This window comes from Streptomyces sp. NPDC050211, from assembly GCF_040656035.1.
GTDB lineage: Bacteria > Actinomycetota > Actinomycetes > Streptomycetales > Streptomycetaceae > Streptomyces.
This window is the reverse complement of record NZ_JBFALC010000046.1, coordinates 40,413-58,686: the sequence shown is the minus strand read 5'-3', so window position 1 is coordinate 58,686 and position 18,274 is coordinate 40,413. Positions and strand designations below refer to the sequence as shown.

At 71.2% G+C, this 18,274-nt stretch carries 18 protein-coding genes; 9 read left to right on the top strand and 9 right to left on the bottom strand.

Annotated features, from left to right (window positions below; translation table 11 throughout):
- Nucleotides 1-47 precede the first annotated feature (47 nt).
- Complete coding sequence (locus AB0I98_RS34435) at nucleotides 48-1,217, top strand: MFS transporter (RefSeq protein ID WP_362948796.1); 1,170 nt, start codon at nucleotides 48-50, stop codon at nucleotides 1,215-1,217.
- Between the two features lie 82 nt (nucleotides 1,218-1,299).
- Nucleotides 1,300-2,460 carry an acyltransferase family protein gene (locus AB0I98_RS34430; RefSeq protein WP_362948794.1) on the top strand — a complete coding sequence of 387 codons (1,161 nt, stop codon included), beginning with the start codon at nucleotides 1,300-1,302 and terminating at the stop codon, nucleotides 2,458-2,460.
- On the opposite strand, the gene AB0I98_RS34425 is transcribed toward AB0I98_RS34430, so the two are convergent.
- Together AB0I98_RS34425 and AB0I98_RS34420 are read right to left on the bottom strand one after the other, a co-directional pair.
- Nucleotides 2,366-2,842 carry a GNAT family N-acetyltransferase gene (locus AB0I98_RS34425; protein WP_362948827.1) on the bottom strand — a complete coding sequence of 159 codons (477 nt, stop codon included), beginning with the start codon at nucleotides 2,840-2,842 and terminating at the stop codon, nucleotides 2,366-2,368. The genes AB0I98_RS34430 and AB0I98_RS34425 overlap by 95 nt on opposite strands.
- An 83-nt stretch (nucleotides 2,843-2,925) precedes the next feature.
- Nucleotides 2,926-3,591 (bottom strand): class I SAM-dependent methyltransferase, encoded by a 666-nt coding sequence (locus tag AB0I98_RS34420; RefSeq protein ID WP_362948792.1) that lies wholly within the window; start codon nucleotides 3,589-3,591, stop codon nucleotides 2,926-2,928.
- A gap of 143 nt (nucleotides 3,592-3,734) precedes the next feature.
- Between AB0I98_RS34420 and AB0I98_RS34415 the strand changes: the two genes are divergently transcribed.
- A complete protein-coding gene (locus AB0I98_RS34415; RefSeq protein WP_362948790.1) occupies nucleotides 3,735-4,478 on the top strand; it encodes a maleylpyruvate isomerase family mycothiol-dependent enzyme in 744 nt (247 codons plus the stop codon).
- 13 nt (nucleotides 4,479-4,491) lie between these two features.
- Here the strand turns inward: AB0I98_RS34415 and AB0I98_RS34410 are convergent, their stop codons facing one another.
- Nucleotides 4,492-4,899 (bottom strand): MarR family transcriptional regulator, encoded by a 408-nt coding sequence (locus tag AB0I98_RS34410; RefSeq protein WP_362948788.1) that lies wholly within the window; start codon nucleotides 4,897-4,899, stop codon nucleotides 4,492-4,494.
- Nucleotides 4,900-4,986: 87 nt separating this feature from the next.
- On the opposite strand from AB0I98_RS34410, the gene AB0I98_RS34405 reads away from it, so the two are divergent.
- Entirely contained in the window at nucleotides 4,987-6,465 is a 1,479-nt protein-coding gene (locus AB0I98_RS34405; protein WP_362948786.1) for an MFS transporter, read from the top strand.
- A 186-nt stretch (nucleotides 6,466-6,651) separates the two neighbouring features.
- Nucleotides 6,652-6,936, top strand: coding sequence for a DUF6332 family protein (locus AB0I98_RS34400; RefSeq protein WP_362948784.1), 285 nt, complete (start codon nucleotides 6,652-6,654; stop codon nucleotides 6,934-6,936).
- Here the strand turns inward: AB0I98_RS34400 and AB0I98_RS34395 are convergent.
- From AB0I98_RS34395 to AB0I98_RS34385, 3 genes are read right to left on the bottom strand one after another with little or no spacing between them, the layout of a single operon-like run.
- A complete protein-coding gene (locus tag AB0I98_RS34395; protein ID WP_362948783.1) occupies nucleotides 6,897-7,562 on the bottom strand; it encodes a response regulator transcription factor in 666 nt (221 codons plus the stop codon). The genes AB0I98_RS34400 and AB0I98_RS34395 overlap by 40 nt on opposite strands.
- Nucleotides 7,559-8,788: a sensor histidine kinase gene (locus AB0I98_RS34390; RefSeq protein WP_362948781.1), complete on the bottom strand. Its 1,230-nt coding sequence runs from the start codon at nucleotides 8,786-8,788 to the stop codon at nucleotides 7,559-7,561. The genes AB0I98_RS34395 and AB0I98_RS34390 overlap by 4 nt, the downstream gene beginning before the upstream one ends.
- Before the next feature lie 53 nt (nucleotides 8,789-8,841).
- Nucleotides 8,842-10,995 (bottom strand): MMPL family transporter, encoded by a 2,154-nt coding sequence (locus AB0I98_RS34385; protein ID WP_362948780.1) that lies wholly within the window; start codon nucleotides 10,993-10,995, stop codon nucleotides 8,842-8,844.
- Between the two features lie 108 nt (nucleotides 10,996-11,103).
- Here AB0I98_RS34385 and AB0I98_RS34380 point away from each other — a divergent pair, with 108 nt between their 5' ends.
- Entirely contained in the window at nucleotides 11,104-11,925 is an 822-nt protein-coding gene (locus tag AB0I98_RS34380; RefSeq protein WP_362948778.1) for an AfsR/SARP family transcriptional regulator, read from the top strand.
- A 108-nt stretch (nucleotides 11,926-12,033) separates the two neighbouring features.
- Here the strand turns inward: AB0I98_RS34380 and AB0I98_RS34375 are convergent, their stop codons facing one another.
- A complete protein-coding gene (locus AB0I98_RS34375; RefSeq protein WP_362948776.1) occupies nucleotides 12,034-12,750 on the bottom strand; it encodes a TetR/AcrR family transcriptional regulator in 717 nt (238 codons plus the stop codon).
- Nucleotides 12,751-12,959: 209 nt separating this feature from the next.
- On the opposite strand from AB0I98_RS34375, the gene AB0I98_RS34370 reads away from it, so the two are divergent.
- Entirely contained in the window at nucleotides 12,960-13,415 is a 456-nt protein-coding gene (locus AB0I98_RS34370) for a nitroreductase family deazaflavin-dependent oxidoreductase (protein ID WP_362948774.1), read from the top strand.
- On the opposite strand, the gene AB0I98_RS34365 is transcribed toward AB0I98_RS34370, so the two are convergent.
- On the bottom strand, nucleotides 13,405-14,646 hold the full coding sequence (locus tag AB0I98_RS34365) for a geranylgeranyl reductase family protein (protein WP_362948772.1): 1,242 nt from the start codon (nucleotides 14,644-14,646) through the stop codon (nucleotides 13,405-13,407). The two genes, AB0I98_RS34370 and AB0I98_RS34365, sit on opposite strands and share 11 nt — an antisense overlap.
- A 133-nt stretch (nucleotides 14,647-14,779) precedes the next feature.
- Here AB0I98_RS34365 and AB0I98_RS34360 point away from each other — a divergent pair, with 133 nt between their 5' ends.
- Complete coding sequence (locus AB0I98_RS34360; RefSeq protein WP_362948770.1) at nucleotides 14,780-16,135, top strand: dipeptidase; 1,356 nt, start codon at nucleotides 14,780-14,782, stop codon at nucleotides 16,133-16,135.
- Nucleotides 16,136-16,146: 11 nt separating this feature from the next.
- Nucleotides 16,147-17,184, top strand: coding sequence for a protein kinase family protein (locus AB0I98_RS34355; protein WP_362948768.1), 1,038 nt, complete (start codon nucleotides 16,147-16,149; stop codon nucleotides 17,182-17,184).
- A gap of 12 nt (nucleotides 17,185-17,196) precedes the next feature.
- On the opposite strand, the gene AB0I98_RS34350 is transcribed toward AB0I98_RS34355, so the two are convergent.
- Nucleotides 17,197-18,237 carry an NUDIX domain-containing protein gene (locus tag AB0I98_RS34350; RefSeq protein WP_362948766.1) on the bottom strand — a complete coding sequence of 347 codons (1,041 nt, stop codon included), beginning with the start codon at nucleotides 18,235-18,237 and terminating at the stop codon, nucleotides 17,197-17,199.
- Nucleotides 18,238-18,274: the final 37 nt, after the last annotated feature.

The following is an 18,274-nucleotide window of genomic DNA, read 5'->3' as shown; positions in this document are numbered from 1 at the left end:
AGCCTGACTTTGTGCCGCTAATAAACAAAGCCCGAACGCACAACGCCGTGCCGGGCAACCGAAGCGACCTCACCCGACTCCGTATCGCCCTCACCGTCTTCTTCGCCCTCGACGGCTTCGTCTTCGCCGGCTGGGTCGTGCGCATCCCGGCCATCAAGGAGCAGACCAACGCCTCCAGCAGCGCACTCGGCCTCGCCCTCCTCGGCGTCTCCGCCGGCGCGGTCGTAACGATGATGGTCACCGGCCGCCTGTGCCGTCGCTTCGGCAGCCATCCGATGACCGTGATCTGCGGCATCCTGCTCTCCCTCAGCGTCGCCCTGCCTCCGCTCACCCACTCCGTCCTGGCACTCGGGGCCGTCCTGCTGGTCTTCGGTGCGGCGTACGGCGGGATCAACGTGGCATTCAACAGCGCCGCGGTCGACTTGGTGCGAGCCCTGCGACGCCCCGTCATGCCCAGCTTCCACGCGGCGTTCAGCCTCGGCGGCATGATCGGCGCCGGGCTCGGTGCGCTCGTCGCCGGTGCGCTGACTCCGACGCAGCACCTGCTCGGCCTCACGCTGATCGGGCTGCTCGTCACCGTGCTCGCGGGCCGCACACTGTTGCGCATCCAGCCCCCGAAATCGCCCGAGAGCGCACCGCGAGGGGAGTCCGCGCCACGCCGGCCGGGATCCCGTACCCGCCCCCTCGTGATCACCTTCGGCCTCATCGCGCTGTGTACGGCCTACGGCGAGGGCGCTCTGGCCGACTGGAGCGCGCTGCACCTGGAGCAGGATCTGGACGCCACGGCGGGTGTCGCGGCGGTCGGCTATTCCTGCTTCGCGCTCGCCATGACCATCGGGCGGCTCACCGGCACCCAGCTGCTCGAACGCCTCGGCCAGACCCGCACGTTGGTGTACGGCGGCGCGACCGCCGCCGCCGGCATGCTGCTCGGCGCCCTCGCTCCCACCCTCTGGGCGGCCCTCCTCGGTTTCGTGATCGCCGGACTCGGTCTGGCCAATCTCTTCCCCGTCGCCATCGAGCGCGCGGGCGCGCTGGCCGGCCCCGACGGGGTCGCCATCGCGTCCACGTTCGGCTACGGCGGCATGCTTCTGGGCCCGCCCGCCATCGGGTTCATGGCGGACTGGTTCTCCCTTCCCACGGCCCTCACCAGCGTGGCGGCACTGGCGGCGGCGGCCGCGCTCATCGCCGTCGTGACACGGCGTGCGGCGGCCGGCTGAGGCGCGGGTGCTCGGCGAGGGAGTCGGCGCTGCTCCTCGTATCGAGAGGTTTGCGTCGTGACGAATCGGTGAGGCGCACGAGATGTCACGCCGCTTCGTCACAGCAGTCACTCCCGTAAGAGCAAGCGCCACGGACACCGCGCGCGACCGCGACGAGGCCCCGGCGCGCGAAGGGACCAAGCAGCGCGACGCGTTCTTCGACAACGCCAAGTATCTGGCGATCGTGCTGGTGGCGATGGGGCACGCCTGGGAGCCGCTGCGTGACGGAAGCCGGACCGTCATGGGGCTCTACACGCTCGTGTACGCCTTCCACATGCCGGCGTTCATCGTCATCTCCGGCTATTTCTCGCGTGGTTTCGACGCGCGCCCGGAGCAGCTCAAACGGCTGGTGACCGGTCTGGTCGTCCCGTACGTCGTGTTCGAGACGGCGTACACCCTCTTCACCAGGTGGACCGACCAGGTGCCGGACCGTCCCGTGACCTTGCTGGATCCCCTGTATCTGACGTGGTTCCTGGTGGCGTTGGTCATCTGGCGGCTGACCACGCCGCTGTGGCGGTCGGTGCGCCGGCCCCTGCCGGTCGCGCTCGCCGTCGCGATGCTGGCGACCATGGGGCCGAGCATCGGCAACGACCTCGATCTGCAGCGCACCTTGCAGTTCCTGCCGTACTTCGTGCTGGGCCTGTTCCTGAAACCCGAGCACTTCCGGCTGGTCCGGCGGCGTGAGGTGCGGATTGCGGCCGTGCCGGTGTTCCTGTGCGCGTTCGTCGCGGCGTACTGGGCGGTACCCCGGATGAGCAGTGCCTGGTTCTACCACCGTGACAGCGCCCAGGAACTCGGCGCACCGGCCTGGTACGGGCCCGTGATGACGCTGGTCACCTTCGGCTGCTCGATGCTCCTGGTCGCCTGTTTCCTCGCCTGGGTGCCGGGGCGGCGCATGTGGTTCACCGTGCTGGGCGCGGGCACCCTGTACGGCTATCTGCTGCACGGGTTCGTGGCTCAGGGCGCCAAGTTCTGGGGCTGGTACGACCCCGCCTGGGTCCATGGGCCGCTGGGCGCCATCGCCGTCACCGTGGTGGCGGCCGGTGTCGTCACCGTGCTGTGCACCCCGCCCGTACGGCAGATCTTCCGCTTCGCCGTGGAACCCAGGATCAGCTGGGCGTTCCGGCAGGACGCGTTCCGAGGGCGCCCCCACCCGGCCGTCGCACCAGGTAGAGATCGATCGGGTCCTGAGCTTCTACGGTGAACCCGTGGCGCTCGTACAGCCGTCGGGCGGCGCTGCCCCGCAGGACGTTCAGGCGGACGGGCATGTGGTCGGCGTCGATCCGCCGCAGCAGTGTGCGCAGGACGGCCGACCCGAGGCCCCGGCCCTGGAGGCTCGGAGCGAGATAGAAGTGCTCCAGCCACTGCCCGTCCTCGGCCGGGCGCACGGTGACGCAGCCCGCGAAGGCTCCCTCGGCCACGATGACCGACGTGTGCTGCGGGGAGAAGGAATCCCGCAGCCGCTGCCGGACGCGATACTCGTCGAACCGTCCCAGCCGCTCCAGGTCCGGGCGCATCACCGTCGCCCGCAGCTCGGCGATCGCCTCGACATCCGCCGGCTCAGCGGGACGCAGGGCCCATTCCATGGGACGACCCGCCGTCCCATCCTGCTGTACCGCGTCCACCTGCGCACTTGTGTCCATGGCCGGAGTATCTCAAGCGGAAACCCTCACCCCGGCAGTCGCTGCGTCACCCGCCACAGCCGGCGCGGCAGTTCGCCCTCCTCGAAGGCGTACACGTCGACGCCTTCCCAGCCCTCCGCCAGTTCCTCCACCAGCGTGCGGTCGAAGAAGTGCACCGCGAAGCCGCCGTGCTCGAAGATGTCGTCGCCGTGGGAGACGCCGACGCCGTAGTGGGCGTCGCCGATGTGGCGGACGGTGTAGACGAAGGCGCCGCCGGGGCGCAGCACGCGGCGTACCTCGGTGACGAGGGCGTGGATCTCCTCGGTGGACAGGGCCATGCACAGCAGCATGTGGGCGAACACCCCGTCCTCGGAGGCGTCGGGCAGCGGCAGCGCCTCGCGCACGTCGTGGACCGTCGTCGTCACGGACAGGCCGGATCCGGCCACCCGGGCGCGGAGTTGTTCCAGGCCCTCGGCGCTGAAATCCGTGGCGTGCACGGCGAAGCCCTCGCGGGCGAAGTACAGGGCGTCCCGTCCGTGCCCCGCGCCCAGCTCCAGCACCTCGTGCGCGCCCGCCCGCCGGAAGAGCTCGGCGGCGTACACCGCGGGGGCGGACGGCTCGTCGCCGTACATGCCCGGATGGCCGGAGTACGTGCGCTGCCAGTGCCGCCGCTGCTCCCGAGCCAGTGCCTCGTCCTGCTCCCGCTCGCCCATCGGTACTCCTCCGTTCCGCGAAGCCCCGACGGGGCCGAGGGCAGCCTAAGGTCCACGCGCCGGGTCACCGGGGAACCCGGCGGCCCGATCTCCAGCCTCTGCGCTCTTCCCTTCGACCGCACTCCATACGGCACACTCGGCGCATGGAGACAGCCGAGTTCATACGGATCCTGGACCGGGAGGGCCAGTCGCTGGCCACGGCCGCCGAGGAGGCCGGCACCGACGTGAAGGTGCCGACGTGCCCGGACTGGCAGGTGCGGGATCTGCTGCGGCACACAGGGATGGTGCACCGCTGGGCGGCAGGGTTCGTCAACGAGGGGTACCCCTCCTATCGCCCCGACGGCGGCCTGCCCGACCTCGACGGTGCCGAGCTCGTGATCTGGTTCCGGGACGGGCACCGGCATCTCGTCAGCACCCTCTCCAACGCGGCTCCGGACGTGCAGTGCTGGCATTTCCTGCCCTCGCCATCGCCCCTGGCGTTCTGGGCGCGCAGGCAGGCGCACGAGACCACCGTGCACCGTTTCGACGCTGAGGCGGCCCGCGGTGGTACGCCGTCGGAGATCGCGCCCGGCTTCGCGGTGGACGGCATCGACGAGTTGCTGCTCGGCTTCCACGCCCGCCCCAAGAGCAGGGTGCGGACCGATGAGCCCCGGGTGCTGCGGGTGCGGGCGACGGACATCGACGGTGCGCTGTGGACCGTACGACTGTCTCCGGAGCCGCCCGCGGCCACACGCGACGCTGCCTCGGACGCGAGCGCCGCCGACTGCGAGATCAGTGGTCCGGCGGCCCGGCTCTATCTGTCGCTTTGGAACCGGCTGCCGTTCCCCGCCGTCAATGGCGATGCCTCGCTCGCCGCGCTGTGGCGGGAGAAGTCCGCGGTCACATGAAGCTGAGCCGCCGTCACGTGGCGCCGTGACCGGCGAGCATGCGCGTCAGTACCTCGCGCTGCACCGGCAGCACCTCGCCGTGCAGCGAGCGCCCCTTCGGGGTGAGGGCCACCTTGACGCCCCGCCGGTCCTCCGGGCACATGCCGCGCTCGACGAGGCCGTCCTTCTCGAGCCGGGCGACCAGCCGGGACAGTGCGCTCTGGGTGAGATGGACGCGCTCGGAGATCTCCTGGACGCGGTAGGAACAGGTGCCGCCGTCCACCGCGCGCGCCTCGGCCAGGACGTCGAGTACCTCGAAGTCGCTTGCGCACAGGCCGTGTTGGTGGAGAGCGCGGTCGAGTTCGCACTGGGTGCGCGCATGGAGTGCGAGCATGTCGCGCCACTGTTCCACGAGCGCCTGTTCGGGCTTCTTCGCCGCCATAGCGCGGCACCGTAGCAGAGAAGCGGCATTGTTGCATCAGAATTAAATGCGCTTGCATTCGATGCATGCGCATGTAGTGTCGTCGGCATGACCTCTCCGCTCACCACCCCCACGTCCGACGGACGCTGGACGCCCCGGCTGTGGGGCACCCTGCTGGTGCTCTGCGCCGCGATGTTCCTGGACGCGCTGGACGTGTCGATGGTCGGCGTCGCCCTGCCGTCCATAGGCGCCGATCTCGGTCTGTCCACCTCGACGCTGCAGTGGATCGTCAGCGGCTACATCCTGGGATACGGCGGCCTGCTGCTGCTCGGCGGACGCACCGCCGACCTGCTGGGCCGGCGCCAGGTCTTCCTGGTCGCCCTGGGTGTCTTCGCGCTCGCCTCGCTGCTCGGCGGGCTCGTCGACTCGGGCCCGCTGCTGATCGCCAGCCGCTTCATCAAGGGCCTGAGCGCGGCGTTCACGGCGCCCGCCGGCCTGTCGATCATCACCACGACCTTCCCCGAAGGCCCGCTGCGCAACCGGGCCCTGTCCATCTACACCACCTGCGCGGCCACCGGCTTCTCCATGGGCCTGGTGCTGTCCGGTCTGCTCACCGAGGCCAGCTGGCGCCTGACCATGCTGCTGCCCGCACCCATCGCCCTGATCGCCCTGATCGCGGGCCTGAAGCTGCTGCCGCGCAGCGCCCGCGAGAAGGACCACAACGGCTACGACATTCCCGGCGCCATCCTCGGCACCGCGTCGATGCTGCTGCTCGTCTTCACCGTCGTGCAGGCCCCGGAGGTCGGCTGGACGTCGGCCCGCACGCTGCTGTCCTTCCTCGCCGTCGCCGTGCTCCTCACCGTGTTCGTCCTGGTCGAGCGGCGCTCGCCGGGCCCGCTCGTCCGGCTCGGCGTACTGCGCTCCGGCATCCAGATCCGCGCCCAGCTCGGCGCGATGCTCTTCTTCGGGTCGTACGTCAGCTTCCAGTTCCTGGTCACCCTGTACATGCAGTCGCTGCTCGGCTGGTCGGCGCTGCACACCGCGCTCGCCTTCCTGCCCGCGGGCGCGCTGGTGGCGCTGTCCGCGACGAAGATGGGCTCGATCGTCGACCGGTTCGGCACCCAGCGGCTCCTCCCGGTGGGCTTCGGGCTGATGGTCATCGGATACGCCCTGTTCCTCCAGGTCGACCTCGACCCCGTGTACGCCGCCGTGATCCTGCCGTCGATGCTGCTCATCGGCGCGGCCTGTGCGCTGGTCTTCCCGTCGCTCAACATCCAGGCCACGAACGGGGTCGACGACCACGAGCAGGGCATGGTCTCCGGTCTGCTCAACACCTCGGTCCAGGTGGGCGGCGCGATCTTCCTCGCCGTCGTGACGGCAGTGGTGACCGCGGGCGCTCCCGAGAACGCCACCCCGCAGGCCGTCCTCGACAGCTACCGGCCCGGCCTGGTCGTCGTGACGGGCATCGCCGTCGCCGGGTTGCTGATCACGCTCACCGGGCTGCGGCCCGCCCGTGGTCCGCGGCAGTCCGTCGTGGTGGCCAAGTCCGCCCCGCGGGAGGCGGAGCGCGTGTCCGTACGCGACTAGGCGCGCCGCTGGCTGTGCCGCGATGGGCGTCGGTCGTCTGCGGCGCCATGGTGGCTGGTCGCGCCCACGCGGCGGAGCCGCATGATGTCACAGCCCCGCGCCCCTTTGGGGCGCGGGGAACTTCACCAACCTGCGCCCGGCGGAGCCTGCTTGCTCCGCCGGGCGTACGCCTGTGACACTGCACGGATGAGCGAATACGGGGGACGGCGTAGTCAGGCGGAGCGGGACGCGATCACCGTTGAGATCGGATACGCCCTGTTCAGTGCGGCGTTCGCGGCGGCCGTCGTCTTCGGGACCGTCGCCGGTCCGGCGTTGTTCTTCGAACTGCCCGGCGCCCTGGAGACGTTGCTGCTGCGTACCGGGCTCGTGCTTACACCGTTGCTGTTCGCCGCCCGTGTCGTCAGCGTGCTGCTCCGCTTCCGGCGGCCGCCTCAGCCCAGCCAGCCCGGCCGCACCAGCCCCGACTCGTAGGCCAGCACGACGAGTTGGGCCCGGTCCCGGGCGCCCAGCTTCACCATCGTGCGGCTGACGTGGGTCTTCGCGGTGAGCGGGCTGACGACCAGGCGGCGGGCGATCTCGTCGTTGGACAGGCCGATGCCGACCAGCGCCATCACCTCCCGTTCCCGCTCGGTGAGTTCACCGAGGACGTCGGCGGCCGCGGGCTCCTTGGAGCGGGCGGCGAACTCGGCGATCAGGCGGCGCGTCACGCCCGGCGAGAGCAGCGCGTCGCCCCCGACCACCGCCCGTACGGCGCGCAGCAGTTCCTCCGGCTCGGTGTCCTTGACCAGGAAGCCGGAGGCGCCGGAACGGATCGCTTCGAAGACGTACTCGTCGAGCTCGAAGGTGGTGAGCATGACGACCTTCACGTCCTTCAGCTCGCCCTCGTCGGTGATCCGGCGGGTCGCGGCCAGTCCGTCGAGCTTGGGCATACGGATGTCCATGAGGACGACGTCGGGGCGCAGTTCGCGCACCATGCGCAGCGCCTCCTCACCGTCGGCGGCCTCCCCGGCGACCTCGATGTCCGGCTGGGCGTCGAGCAGCGCCTTGAAGCCTGCGCGGACCAGCGACTGGTCGTCGGCGAGCAGTACGCGGATCACCGGTCGTCCTCCTTGGCATTGAGCGGCAGTACCGCCAGCACGCGGAATCCGCCGTCGTCGCGCGGTCCCGCCTCGATCGTGCCACCGAGGGCCGCGGCCCGCTCCCGCATTCCGGCCAGTCCGTTGCCGCTGCCGCCCGCGTCGGCGCCGGTCGCGGGCCCGTCGTCGTCGATCCGCAACCGTAGCGCCCCGCCCTCGTGATCGAGGTGCACGCGCGCGTGCCGCGAGCCCGAGTGCCGTACGACATTGGTGAGGGCCTCCTGGACGATGCGGAACGCCGCGAGGTCCGCGCCGGGCGGCAGCGGCGGGGACTCGCCCTCGACCTGGACGGAGAGGCCCGCGCTCGCCGCCTGCTCCACCAGTTCGGGCAGCCGGTCGAGGCCGGGTGCCGGGGCGCGCGGCGCGTCACCCGGCGTGCGGAGCGTGTCGAGGACCTGGCGAACCTCGCCGAGCGCCTCCTTGCTGGCGGCCTTGATCGTGCTGAGTGCCGCGCGTGCCTGCTCGGGGTCGGAGTCGAGGAGCGCGAGACCGACGCCCGCCTGGACGTTGATGACCGAGATGCTGTGCGCGAGGACGTCGTGCAGCTCGCGCGCGATCCGCAGCCGCTCCTCGTCGGCACGCCGCTTGGCCGCCTGGGCACGCTCGGCCCGCTCCCGGGCCCACTGCTCCCGCCGGACCTTGACCAGCTCGGCCAGGGCCACGATGGCGACCACCCAGGCGGCGACCACGCCTTCCGTCCCCCACGGTTGAGGCCCGTCCCCGGACGGCGGCAGCCAGCGATACAGCCAGTGCGCGATCAGCACATGCCCGATCCAGAGCATCCCCACGGCCGCCCAGGCCGCCCGCCGGTGCCCCGTGACGATGGCGCTGAAGCAGGCCAGGGCCACGGCGAGGAAGATCGGTCCGTACGGGTACCCGGCGCCGAAGTAGACCATCGCGGCCGTCGCCGTGCCGAAGACCACGGCGACCGGATACCGCTTCCGCCACAGCAGCACGACACAGGCCACGGCCAGCAGCGCCCGCGCGAAGGGGTCCAGCGCCGCGCGTTCGCCGACCTGCGCCTCAGCCGCGAAGCCCGAGCCGACCAGCACGAACACGGTGAGCGCCGCGGTGGAGCGCCAGGGCCACCGGGCGCCCCGCTCCTCGTCGTCCCAGCGATGCGCCCACGGCGGCCCGTACCGCCACCACGGCGGCGGGCCTCCACCGCGTACCCGAAGCCTGTCCATGTCCGCAACGCTAGACGCCGCGCACCACCTGCGACGTCAGCCGGACGAGGTGATCACACGTACTCCCCGCGAAGTACGTCCTCCTCCCCCTTCTCCTCCCGCACCCGCAGCCGGCGCAGCCGCCTCGGCGCCCACCAGTTCGCCCGCCCCGCCAGCCGCATCGTCACCGGCAGCAGCACGACCCGGATGAGGGTGGCGTCGACGAGGATCGTCAGGGCCGTCCCGATGCCGAGTTCCTTGAGGAAGACGACTCCTCCGGTGGCGTACGACAGGAACGACAGCGCCAGGATCCCGGCCGCGGCGGTGATCAGCGGCGCGCTGCGCCGGATGCCCTCGCCGACGGCCTGCTCGGTGTCGCCGGTGCGCTCGTGTTCCTCCTTGATGCGTGCGAGCAGGAACACCTCGTAGTCCATGGACAGCCCGTACGCCACGCAGAACATCAGCACCGGGATGCTCGGCTCGATCGAGCCCGTCGGGGTGAAGCCGAGCAGCCCGGACAGATGCCCGTCCTGGAAGACCCACACCAGACAGCCGAACATCACCGACAGGCTGAGCAGATTCAGCACGGTCGCCTTCGCGGGCAGCAGCACGCTCCCGGTCATCAGGAAGAGGATCACGTACGTCGCCACCAGCACGATCCCGATCGCGAGCGGGAGCCGGTCGAGCAGCGTGGAGCGGAAGTCGGTCATCTCGCCCGGGTAGCCGCCGACCAGGGCGGGAGCGGGTGCCGGGGTGTCCCTGACGCGTTCGACGAAGGCGGGGACGTCGCCGTACATGGCCTGCTGGGTGGGTACGACGGCCAGGCGCACGCTTCCGTCGGGTGCCCTCAGCCGGTCCTGGCCGGGGGGTGCGATGCGCGCCCCTTCGCGGTAGGTCCCCTCGGGTGCGTCGACCTGGAACACGCCCGGGAGACGGGAGAGTTCGGCGGCGTACGCGCGCGTGTCGGCCGGTTCGCCGAGGACGACCTGGACGGTGTCCGTGGGTTCGGCGGCGAACTCGCGGTGCACGATCTCGGAGGCCGTGCGCGAGGACGTGCCCTCGGGGAGCGTGCGCTCGTCGGGGAGGCCGAAGCGCAGGCCGAGCAGGGGTGATGCGGCGACGAGCAGGATCGTGAGGACGCCGGCGCCGGCGAGGAGCGGGCGGCGCATGGCGGCGAGGGCACTGCGGTGCCAGAAACCGGAGGCGGGTGCGGCGGCACGCTCCACGCGGTGGCCCCAGCGGCCGAGCGCGGCGGGCAGGAGAAGCACCGCTCCGGCCACCGCGATGAGCACGACGAGGACACCGGCGTACGCGAACGACCGCAGGAAGAAGAACGGGAACACCAGCAGCGCACACAGCGACACCGCGACCGTGACACCGCTGAACACGACGGTCCGCCCGGCCACGACGGTCGCCCTGACCACGGCCGCGTGCTGATCGCGGCCCGCCGCGCGCTCCTCGCGGTAGCGGTTGATCACGAACAGGCTGTAGTCGACGCCGAGTCCGAGGCCGAGTACGAGTGCCAGGTTCGCGGCGAACGTCGACACCTCGGTGAAGCAGGCGAGCAGACGCAGCCCGGCGAGGGTGCCGAGGACGGCGAACAGACCGACTCCGACGGTCAGCAGGGCGGCCGTGGTGCGCCGGTAGACGAGGATCAGCAGAAGGAGTACGGCGGGCAGCGCGAAGGCCTCCGCGCGCAGGAAGTCGGTGCGGGCCTGCTCACTGACCTGCCGGGAGATCTCCTCCTGGCCGCCGGCGCGGACGTCGAGTTCGGGTGTGGTGCGGGTCAACTGGGGTGACAGTGTGCCGAGTTCCTTACGGATCTCGGTGGGGGTGCCTTCGAGGTGGGCCAGGATCAGGGCACGGCGTCCGTCCTCGCCGCGCAGGGCGGGGCTGCGGGCGTCCCAGTAGGCGGTGACGTCCGTGACGAGCGGCAACTGCTCTACCTCGGCGGTCAGTTCACGGGCCGCCCGTTCGGTGCGTGCGCTGTCAACGTCGCCGTCGCGGGCCGTGACGAGCAGGGCGAGATTGGGGTTGCCGGTGCCGAAGTCGTCGCGCAGCCGGTCTCCCGCGCGCACGGACTCGGTGCCGGGGGCACTCCATCCCGAGAGGTCGAGGTCGTCCTGGGCGCCCGCGCCGTACGCACCGAGGCCGAGGAGGACAAGAGCCGCGCCGATCAGCACGGCACGGCTGTACCGCACGGCGAGTCGGCCGAGCCGAGTGAGCATGAAGTCGCCTTTCTGAGGAGGCTGGTGTGCCCACACACCGTCGGCCGTGTCGCTGGAAGGCCCGCTGGAAGATCCACTGGAAGACGGGGTGCGCGTTACGCTCGACGCATGGGGACAACGGGGACTGAGCGCGGCCCGCACATGGCGACGACAGCGGCTTCACCCGCCCTGCGCTGCGAACTCCTCGGCCCACTGCGCGCGTTGCGCGACGGCGTGGAGATCCCGCTCGGCCCACCGAAGCAGCGCGCGGTGCTCGCCGTCCTGTTGCTCCAGGAGGGGCGCCCCTTGTCGTACGACGGCCTGGTCGAGGCCGTGTGGGGCGGAGCGCCGCCGGTGCATGTGCGCAACCTCGTACAGAAGTACGTCTCCGGGCTGCGCCGCGCGCTCGGGGACGGGCCGGAGCTGTCGTGGACCGGCACCGGATACCTGCTCACCGGAGCCGAGGCCGACGACCTGCGCGAACGGCGCCGCCTCGTGGACCAGGCACTGGCGGCACGGGACGCGGGCGACCTGCGGCGGGCCGGTGAACTGGCCCGGCGCGCCGAGGAGCTGTGGCGCGGCGACTTCGCCGAGGGCCTGCAGGCGCCCTACCTCGCGGCGGAGCGACTGCGCTGGGCCGAGAAACGGCTCACCGTCCTCGAAGCCCGGCTCGCCGGAGCGATCGAACTCGGCCAGTCCTTCGAGTACGTCCACGAACTCGTCCGCCTCGTGGCGGCGCACCCGTTGCGCGAGCGCCTCGCCGAGCTGCTGATGCTCGCGCTGTGCCGCACCGGCCGACCGACGGACGCGCTCACCGCCTACGAGGCCGCACGGCATCGCCTCGCCGAGGCGATGGGCGCGGATCCGGGGCCCGCGCTGCGATCACTGCACGAGCGGATCCTGCGCCAGGACCCGGAGTTGCTGCCGGTGCCGGTGGTGTCGGTGCCGTAGCCCCTCTAAGTGGCCTCGGCTAAGTCGGCTACGGATCGACAGCGCCGCAAAGGGGCGCGGGGAACTGCGCGACCAACCACAACGGACCCGCAGACGACCGGCGACCTCTCACCGCACTTCCCGCGGAGCGCTCCGCGGATACACCAGGCCCACCCCATGGGCGAGTTGACCCACCGCATGCCGGAAGAACGTCTCGCGGTCCTCCACGACCCGGTTGAACTGGCCGAACAGCTCGAACCCGACCAGCCCGTACAGCTGCGCCCAGGCCGCGACGAGCACGTTGACGTTCTCGGGTGGCAGGTCGGGCGCGAGGTCGGCCGTCATCCGTTCGGCCTCGGCGCGCAGTTCGGCGGGCAGCGGCGGCTTGGCGAGGCCGAGGCCCTGGTAGGCGTCGCGGAGGATGCCGATGAAGAGGTGGCCGACCCGGGAGGCGGCGGGGACGGTGTCGTCGGGCGCGGTGTAGCCGGGGACCGGCGAACCGTAGATCAGCGCGTACTCGTGCGGATGCCCCAGCGCCCACGTACGTACCGCCTCGCACACCGTGACCCAGCGCTGTGCGGGCCCGGTGTCCGCGACCTTCTCGTGCGCCGCCTCCGCGCTCTGGCCCAGGGAGTTGTAGGCGTCGATGATGAGGGCGGTGAGCAGGTCGTCGCGGCTCGGGAAGTAGCGGTAGAGCGCGGAGGAGGCCATGCCGAGTTCGCGGGCCACGGCGCGCAGCGAGAGCTTGGCGGCGCCTTCGGCCGCGAGTTGTCTGCGCGCCTCGTCCTTGATGGCGGCGGTGACCTCGATCCTGGCTCGGGCGCGGGCTCCTTGTGCGGTCCTCATACGAAGGAGTGTTCCATGTTTTCGGAGCACTGCACACAAACAAGAGCGGGGAACGCAAAAAAGAGCAGCACACACAAAAGAGAGCAGTGCTCTTGCTTTGGATCACCGATCTCGGGCAGACTTCGAGAGAAGCGAGAGCAGTGCTCACAAACACGATCGGCGCTCACCCAAGCGAGCGCCGCTCTCCCACCACATTCCTGGGGGCCCAGATGTCCACGTCCACCCACGTCCAGAAGCCCGGCTGGTTCACCGTCAACGTCTTCAACCGCTCCGTGGCCTGGATGACGCGCCGCGGGCTCAGCGTCTGGGGCTCCCGGGTCCTCGCCGTCCGTGGCCGCAAGAGCGGCGAGTGGCGCACGACACCGGTCAACCTGCTCACGGTCGACGGCACGCAGTACCTCGTCGCACCCCGCGGCCACGTCCAGTGGACGCACAACATGCGGGCCGCGGGCGGCGGTGAGCTGCGGCTCGGGAAGAACGTGGAGACGTTCACCGCGACCGAGGTCGCCGACGACGACAAGCCCCCGCTGCTGCGCGCCTACCTCAAGCGCTGGAAGGCCGAGGTCGGTGTGTTCTTCAAGGGCGTCGGCCCGGACTCGTCCGACGAGGAGCTGCGGCGCATCGCCCCCGACCATCCGGTGTTCCGGGTCACGGTCAAGAGCTGACCTCGCCGGCCTCGCCGCCGACGGGCCGGCGGTCCAGCGCGGTCAGGGCGCGCTGGGCCATCGGATGCGAACGGACGATCTCGCCCAGCGAGGTCGCACCGCGCGTGATGTCCGTGAACGCCTTCCAGGCGGGCCGGAAGCCGGTCAGCGCCGCATGGAAGAGACCGGGGCGCCGCTCGAACACGGTCAGCAGCCGCTTGCCGACCGCCATCTCGACGCCCAGCCCCGCCTTGATGGCGAAGGCGTAGTTCAGGGCCTGGCGCCGGGTGTCCACCGCGTCATTCGCCTCGGCGATCCGCACGGCCCACTCCCCCGCGAGCCGCCCCGACCGCAGCGCGAACGAGATGCCCTCGCGCGTCCACGGCTCCAGCAGCCCCGCCGCGTCCCCGCACACCAGCACCCGCCCGCGCGACAGCGGCGAGTCGTCGGCGCGGCAGCGCGTCAAGTGGCCGGAGGAGATGCTGGGTTCGAACCCGGCGAGCCCGAGCCGCCCGACGAAGTCCTCCAGGTACCGCTTCGTCGCCGCGCCCTCACCCCGCGCGGAGATGACACCGACGGTCAGCGTGTCCCCCTTGGGGAACACCCACCCGTAACTGCCGGGCAGGGGCCCCCAGTCGATGAGCACCCGCCCCGTCCAGTCCTCGGCGACGGTCTCCGGCACCGGGATCTCCGCCTCCAGGCCCAGGTCGACCTGGCCGAGCTTCACGCCGACGTGTGCCCCTATGCGGCTGGCGCTGCCGTCGGCCCCCACGACCGCCCGCGCGAGCAGTGTCTCGCCGCCCTGGAGGACGACAGCGACCGTGCGCCGGTCCGGCACCGCCGACCCGTGCTGCTCGACCCGCGCCACCGTGACGCCCGTACGCAGCTCGGCGCCCGCCTTCTGCGCGTGCTCAACGAGCTGCTGGTCGAACTCGGAGCGGTTGATCAGGCCGAACAGCATCTGCTTGGAGCGGCGTGTACGCGTGAAGCGGCCGTTGCTGGAGAACGTGACCGCGTGCACGCGGTCCCGCAGCGGCAGCTCGAAGCCGGGCGGCAGGGAGTCGCGCGAGGGACCGATGATGCCGCCGCCGCATGTCTTGTAGCGTGGCAGTTCGGCCTTCTCCAGCAACAGGACGCGGCGTCCCGCGACCGCCGCCGCGTACGCGGCCGAGGCCCCTGCGGGTCCCGCGCCCACCACGACGACGTCCCACACCTGGCGCACGTCGTCCGCCGAAGAGTTCTCGCTGCTCACGATGGTCTACTGCTCCCGATCAAGCCGCTGCCGCACCTGTCTCCCGCATCCTACGGCGGCCGTCGCCGGAGGCCGCTGTGGGAGGATCACAGCACTTACCTGTCACAACGTCGCACCCACAAGGAGCGTGCCCATGTCGTCGAATCCGGTCGCCGAGACCGTCGCCTCGCTGATGCCCAGGGCGCGGGCGGAGCTCACCGAACTGGTGGCGTTCAAGTCGGTGGCGGACTTCGACCAGTTCCCGAAGAGCGAGAGCGAGGGCGCCGCGAACTGGGTCGCCGACGCGCTGCGCGCCGAGGGCTTCCAGGACGTGGCCCTGCTCGACACCCCCGACGGCACGCAGTCCGTGTACGGCTACCTGCCCGGCCCCGAAGGCGCGAAGACGGTCCTGCTCTACGCCCACTACGACGTGCAGCCTCCGCTCGACGAAGCCGCGTGGACCACGCCGCCCTTCGAACTGACCGAGCGCGACGGCCGCTGGTACGGGCGCGGTGCCGCCGACTGCAAGGGCGGCGTGATCATGCACCTGCTCGCGCTGCGCGCGCTCAAGGCGAACGGCGGCATACCCGTTCACGTCAAGGTGATCGCCGAGGGTTCGGAGGAGATGGGTACGGGCGGCCTGGAGCGGTACGCCGAGGAGCACCCGGAGCTCCTTAAGGCCGACACCGTCGTCATCGGCGACGCGGGCAACTTCCGCGTCGGCCTGCCGACGGTCACCTCCACCCTGCGCGGCATGACCCTCGTCCGCGTCCGCATCGACACGCTCGAAGGCAACCTGCACTCCGGCCAGTTCGGCGGCGCCGCGCCCGACGCGCTGGGCGCGCTGATCCGCGTACTGGACTCGCTGCGCGCGGAGGACGGTTCCACGACGGTCGACGGGCTCACCGACGAGTCGTCGTGGGACGGGCTGAGTTACGACGAGGAGCAGTTCCGCACGGACGCCAAGGTGCTGGACGGCGTAGAGCTGATCGGCTCCGGCACGGTCGCCGACCGCCTCTGGGCACGCCCGGCCGTCACCGTCCTCGGCATCGACTGCCCTCCGGTCGTCGGCGCCACCCCGTCCGTGCAGGCGAGCGCCCGCGCGCTGATCAGCCTGCGGGTGCCGCCGGGCGTGGACGCCGCCGACGCCACCAAGCTGCTCCAGGCTCACCTGGAGGCCCACACGCCGTGGGGCGCCCGCGTGCATTCCGAGCAGGTCGGCCAGGGCCAGGCTTTCCGCGCCGACACCAGCAGCCCGGCGTACCAGGCGATGGCGGACGCGATGGCGGTGGCCTACCCCGGCCAGAACATGCAGTACGCCGGCCAGGGCGGCTCCATCCCCCTGTGCAACACCCTCGCCGCCCTCTACCCGAACGCCGAGATCCTGCTCATCGGCCTCAGCGAGCCAGAGGCCCAGATCCACGCAGTGAACGAGAGCGTCTCCCCGCAGGAGCTGGAACGGCTGTCGGTGGCGGAGGCACTGTTCCTCCGCAATTACGCGGGCAGCTGAGCCACCGGGCGATGTCCCCCAACGAGCGCCGCGCCGCCCACGCCGACATCGCAACCTCCCTCGCTCTCCTCAGCGACCACGAACTCGCCGAGCTGGTGGCGTCGGCCACATCCGTCACCACCGGCATCGGCGGACGCGGCGCGGTCACAGAGGTCGGCGGGCGACGCGTCTTCGTCAAGCGGGTACCGGTCACGGACCTGGAGCTGCGCCCGGCCAACGTCCACTCCACCGCGAACCTCTTCGGGCTGCCGACGTTCTGCCAGTACAACATCGGCGGCCCGGGAGGCGGGGCATGGCGGGAACTCGCCGCGCATGCCATGACGACGAACTGGGTGCTCGCAGGCCGGTTCGCGGGGTTCCCACTCCTGCACCACTGGCGGGTGCTGCCCGATGCGGTCCAGCCGCTCCCGAAGGAACTGGCCGACGTGGAGCTGGCCGTCGCCTTCTGGGGAGGCGCCGAGCAGGTGCGGGCGCGGATCGAGGCGCTGGCGTCCGCTTCCGCGAGCCTGACGCTGTTCCTGGAGTACGTGCCGTACACCCTGCACGAGTGGCTCACCGAGCAACTGGCCACGGACGACACGGCCTGCGCCTTCGTGGAGAGCGAGCTGGAGGCCGTCGTCGCCTTCCTCCGGGACCACGAACTGCTGCACCTGGACATCCACTTCGGCAACATCCTCACGGACGGCCACCGCCTCTACCTCGCCGACTACGGCCTCGCCCTCTCCTCCCGCTTCCGACTCTCCCCGGAGGAGAGGGACTTCTACGACCGGCACCGTGACTACGACCGCGCGTACGCCACCGGGTACCTCGCGAACTGGCTCGTCACCGCCCTGCGGGGCTGCCGCAGCGAGGAGCGCGATGCCTTCATGCGTGCGTGTGCCGAGGGTGCGCCGCCGGTCGGGCTGCCGCCTGTCGCGGCGGGCGTGGTGGCCCGGCATGCTCGGACGGCAGCGGTGATGGCGGACTTCGTCGGACGGCTCCGGTCCGAGAGCCGGGAGACGCCGTATCCGTACGAAGCGCTCCGCACTGCCCTCGCCACAGGCACGTGACGACGACGCAAGTCACGGCGTCGGAATCCCGGCCTCCAGATACAGCGCCGCTCCGCGTTCCCGTGCCCGCAGCGCCCACCGGAGGCGCTCGTAGCGGACGGGTGGGAGCAGGTCGGCGGCCTCCGCTTCGGTGACGAAGCGCCAGTCGCGTAGTTCGGGGCCGGGCAGGAGGAGGCGGTGGGCCTCGGTGGAGTCGAGGCGGCCGCCGTCGTAGAGGAGGCGGAGGCCGCCGTAGCCGGGCGGGGCGGGAGGTTCCCAGTCCACGACGAGGAGGCGGGGTACGTCGTCGAGCCGTATCCCGGTCTCCTCGGCGACCTCGCGCATGCCCGCGCGCGCGGGCGCCTCACCGGGTTCGACGACACCGCCGGGGAACTCCCAGCCGGCCTTGTAGGTGGGGTCGACGAGCAGTACCCGGTCGTGTTCGTCGAAGAGGAGGACGCCGGCGGCGATGGTCTCGGCGGTGGGTTCCGGGGTTTGTACTATGTCACATACCGGAACGCTCCCCCTGCCGACCGCGTCGGCGATACGGACCGCGGTCTCGTACGGCGTGAGGGCCCCGGTGTCGACGGGGTGGGCGTCTGCGGTGAGCCAGGACGCGAGGGCGGCGCGGTACGGCTCTATGTGGTCGTACGACCACTGCCGTATGCGCATCTCGCCGTCGGGCAGTTCGGGCGGGACCTCCCGCCCGGCTATTCGTTCGCGCAGGATCGTTTCCGCCGGAGCGAGGAGCACATGCCGGACACTGATCCGGCGTGCGGCGAGTCCGCCGAAGATCTCGTCGCGGTAGTCCTGGCGCAGCAGGGTCATCGGGACCACCAGCGTGCCGCCGAGTTCGGCGAGCATCGCGGCCGCCGTGTCGATCACCAGCCGCCGCCAGATCGGCAGATCCTGGTAGTCACCGACCTCGGCGAGGTGTTTGGGCGGGAGCAGGTGAGCGAGTGCTCCGCCGATGACCTCGGGGTCGAAGAGCGTGCTGTTCGGGATCAGGTCGATCAGTTCCCGTGCGGTGGTGGTCTTCCCCGCACCGAACGCACCGTTGATCCAAACGATCACGGTTCCCCCTCTTCTGTTGGCCCCCTGTGGCTTGCCC

What these genes read in the sequence shown, in the direction of transcription:
- AB0I98_RS34430 (WP_362948794.1), top strand. Translation starts at nt 1,300, where the DNA reads ATGTCACGCCGCTTCGTCACAGCAGTCACTCCCGTAAGAGCAAGCGCC.
- AB0I98_RS34425 (WP_362948827.1), bottom strand. Translation starts at nt 2,842, where the DNA reads ATGGAATGGGCCCTGCGTCCCGCTGAGCCGGCGGATGTCGAGGCGATC.
- AB0I98_RS34420 (WP_362948792.1), bottom strand. Translation starts at nt 3,591, where the DNA reads ATGGGCGAGCGGGAGCAGGACGAGGCACTGGCTCGGGAGCAGCGGCGG.
- AB0I98_RS34415 (WP_362948790.1), top strand. Translation starts at nt 3,735, where the DNA reads ATGGAGACAGCCGAGTTCATACGGATCCTGGACCGGGAGGGCCAGTCG.
- AB0I98_RS34410 (WP_362948788.1), bottom strand. Translation starts at nt 4,899, where the DNA reads ATGGCGGCGAAGAAGCCCGAACAGGCGCTCGTGGAACAGTGGCGCGAC.
- AB0I98_RS34405 (WP_362948786.1), top strand. Translation starts at nt 4,987, where the DNA reads ATGACCTCTCCGCTCACCACCCCCACGTCCGACGGACGCTGGACGCCC.
- AB0I98_RS34400 (WP_362948784.1), top strand. Translation starts at nt 6,652, where the DNA reads ATGAGCGAATACGGGGGACGGCGTAGTCAGGCGGAGCGGGACGCGATC.
- AB0I98_RS34390 (WP_362948781.1), bottom strand. Translation starts at nt 8,788, where the DNA reads ATGGACAGGCTTCGGGTACGCGGTGGAGGCCCGCCGCCGTGGTGGCGG.
- AB0I98_RS34385 (WP_362948780.1), bottom strand. Translation starts at nt 10,995, where the DNA reads ATGCTCACTCGGCTCGGCCGACTCGCCGTGCGGTACAGCCGTGCCGTG.
- AB0I98_RS34380 (WP_362948778.1), top strand. Translation starts at nt 11,104, where the DNA reads ATGGGGACAACGGGGACTGAGCGCGGCCCGCACATGGCGACGACAGCG.
- AB0I98_RS34375 (WP_362948776.1), bottom strand. Translation starts at nt 12,750, where the DNA reads ATGAGGACCGCACAAGGAGCCCGCGCCCGAGCCAGGATCGAGGTCACC.
- AB0I98_RS34370 (WP_362948774.1), top strand. Translation starts at nt 12,960, where the DNA reads ATGTCCACGTCCACCCACGTCCAGAAGCCCGGCTGGTTCACCGTCAAC.
- AB0I98_RS34360 (WP_362948770.1), top strand. Translation starts at nt 14,780, where the DNA reads ATGTCGTCGAATCCGGTCGCCGAGACCGTCGCCTCGCTGATGCCCAGG.
- AB0I98_RS34355 (WP_362948768.1), top strand. Translation starts at nt 16,147, where the DNA reads ATGTCCCCCAACGAGCGCCGCGCCGCCCACGCCGACATCGCAACCTCC.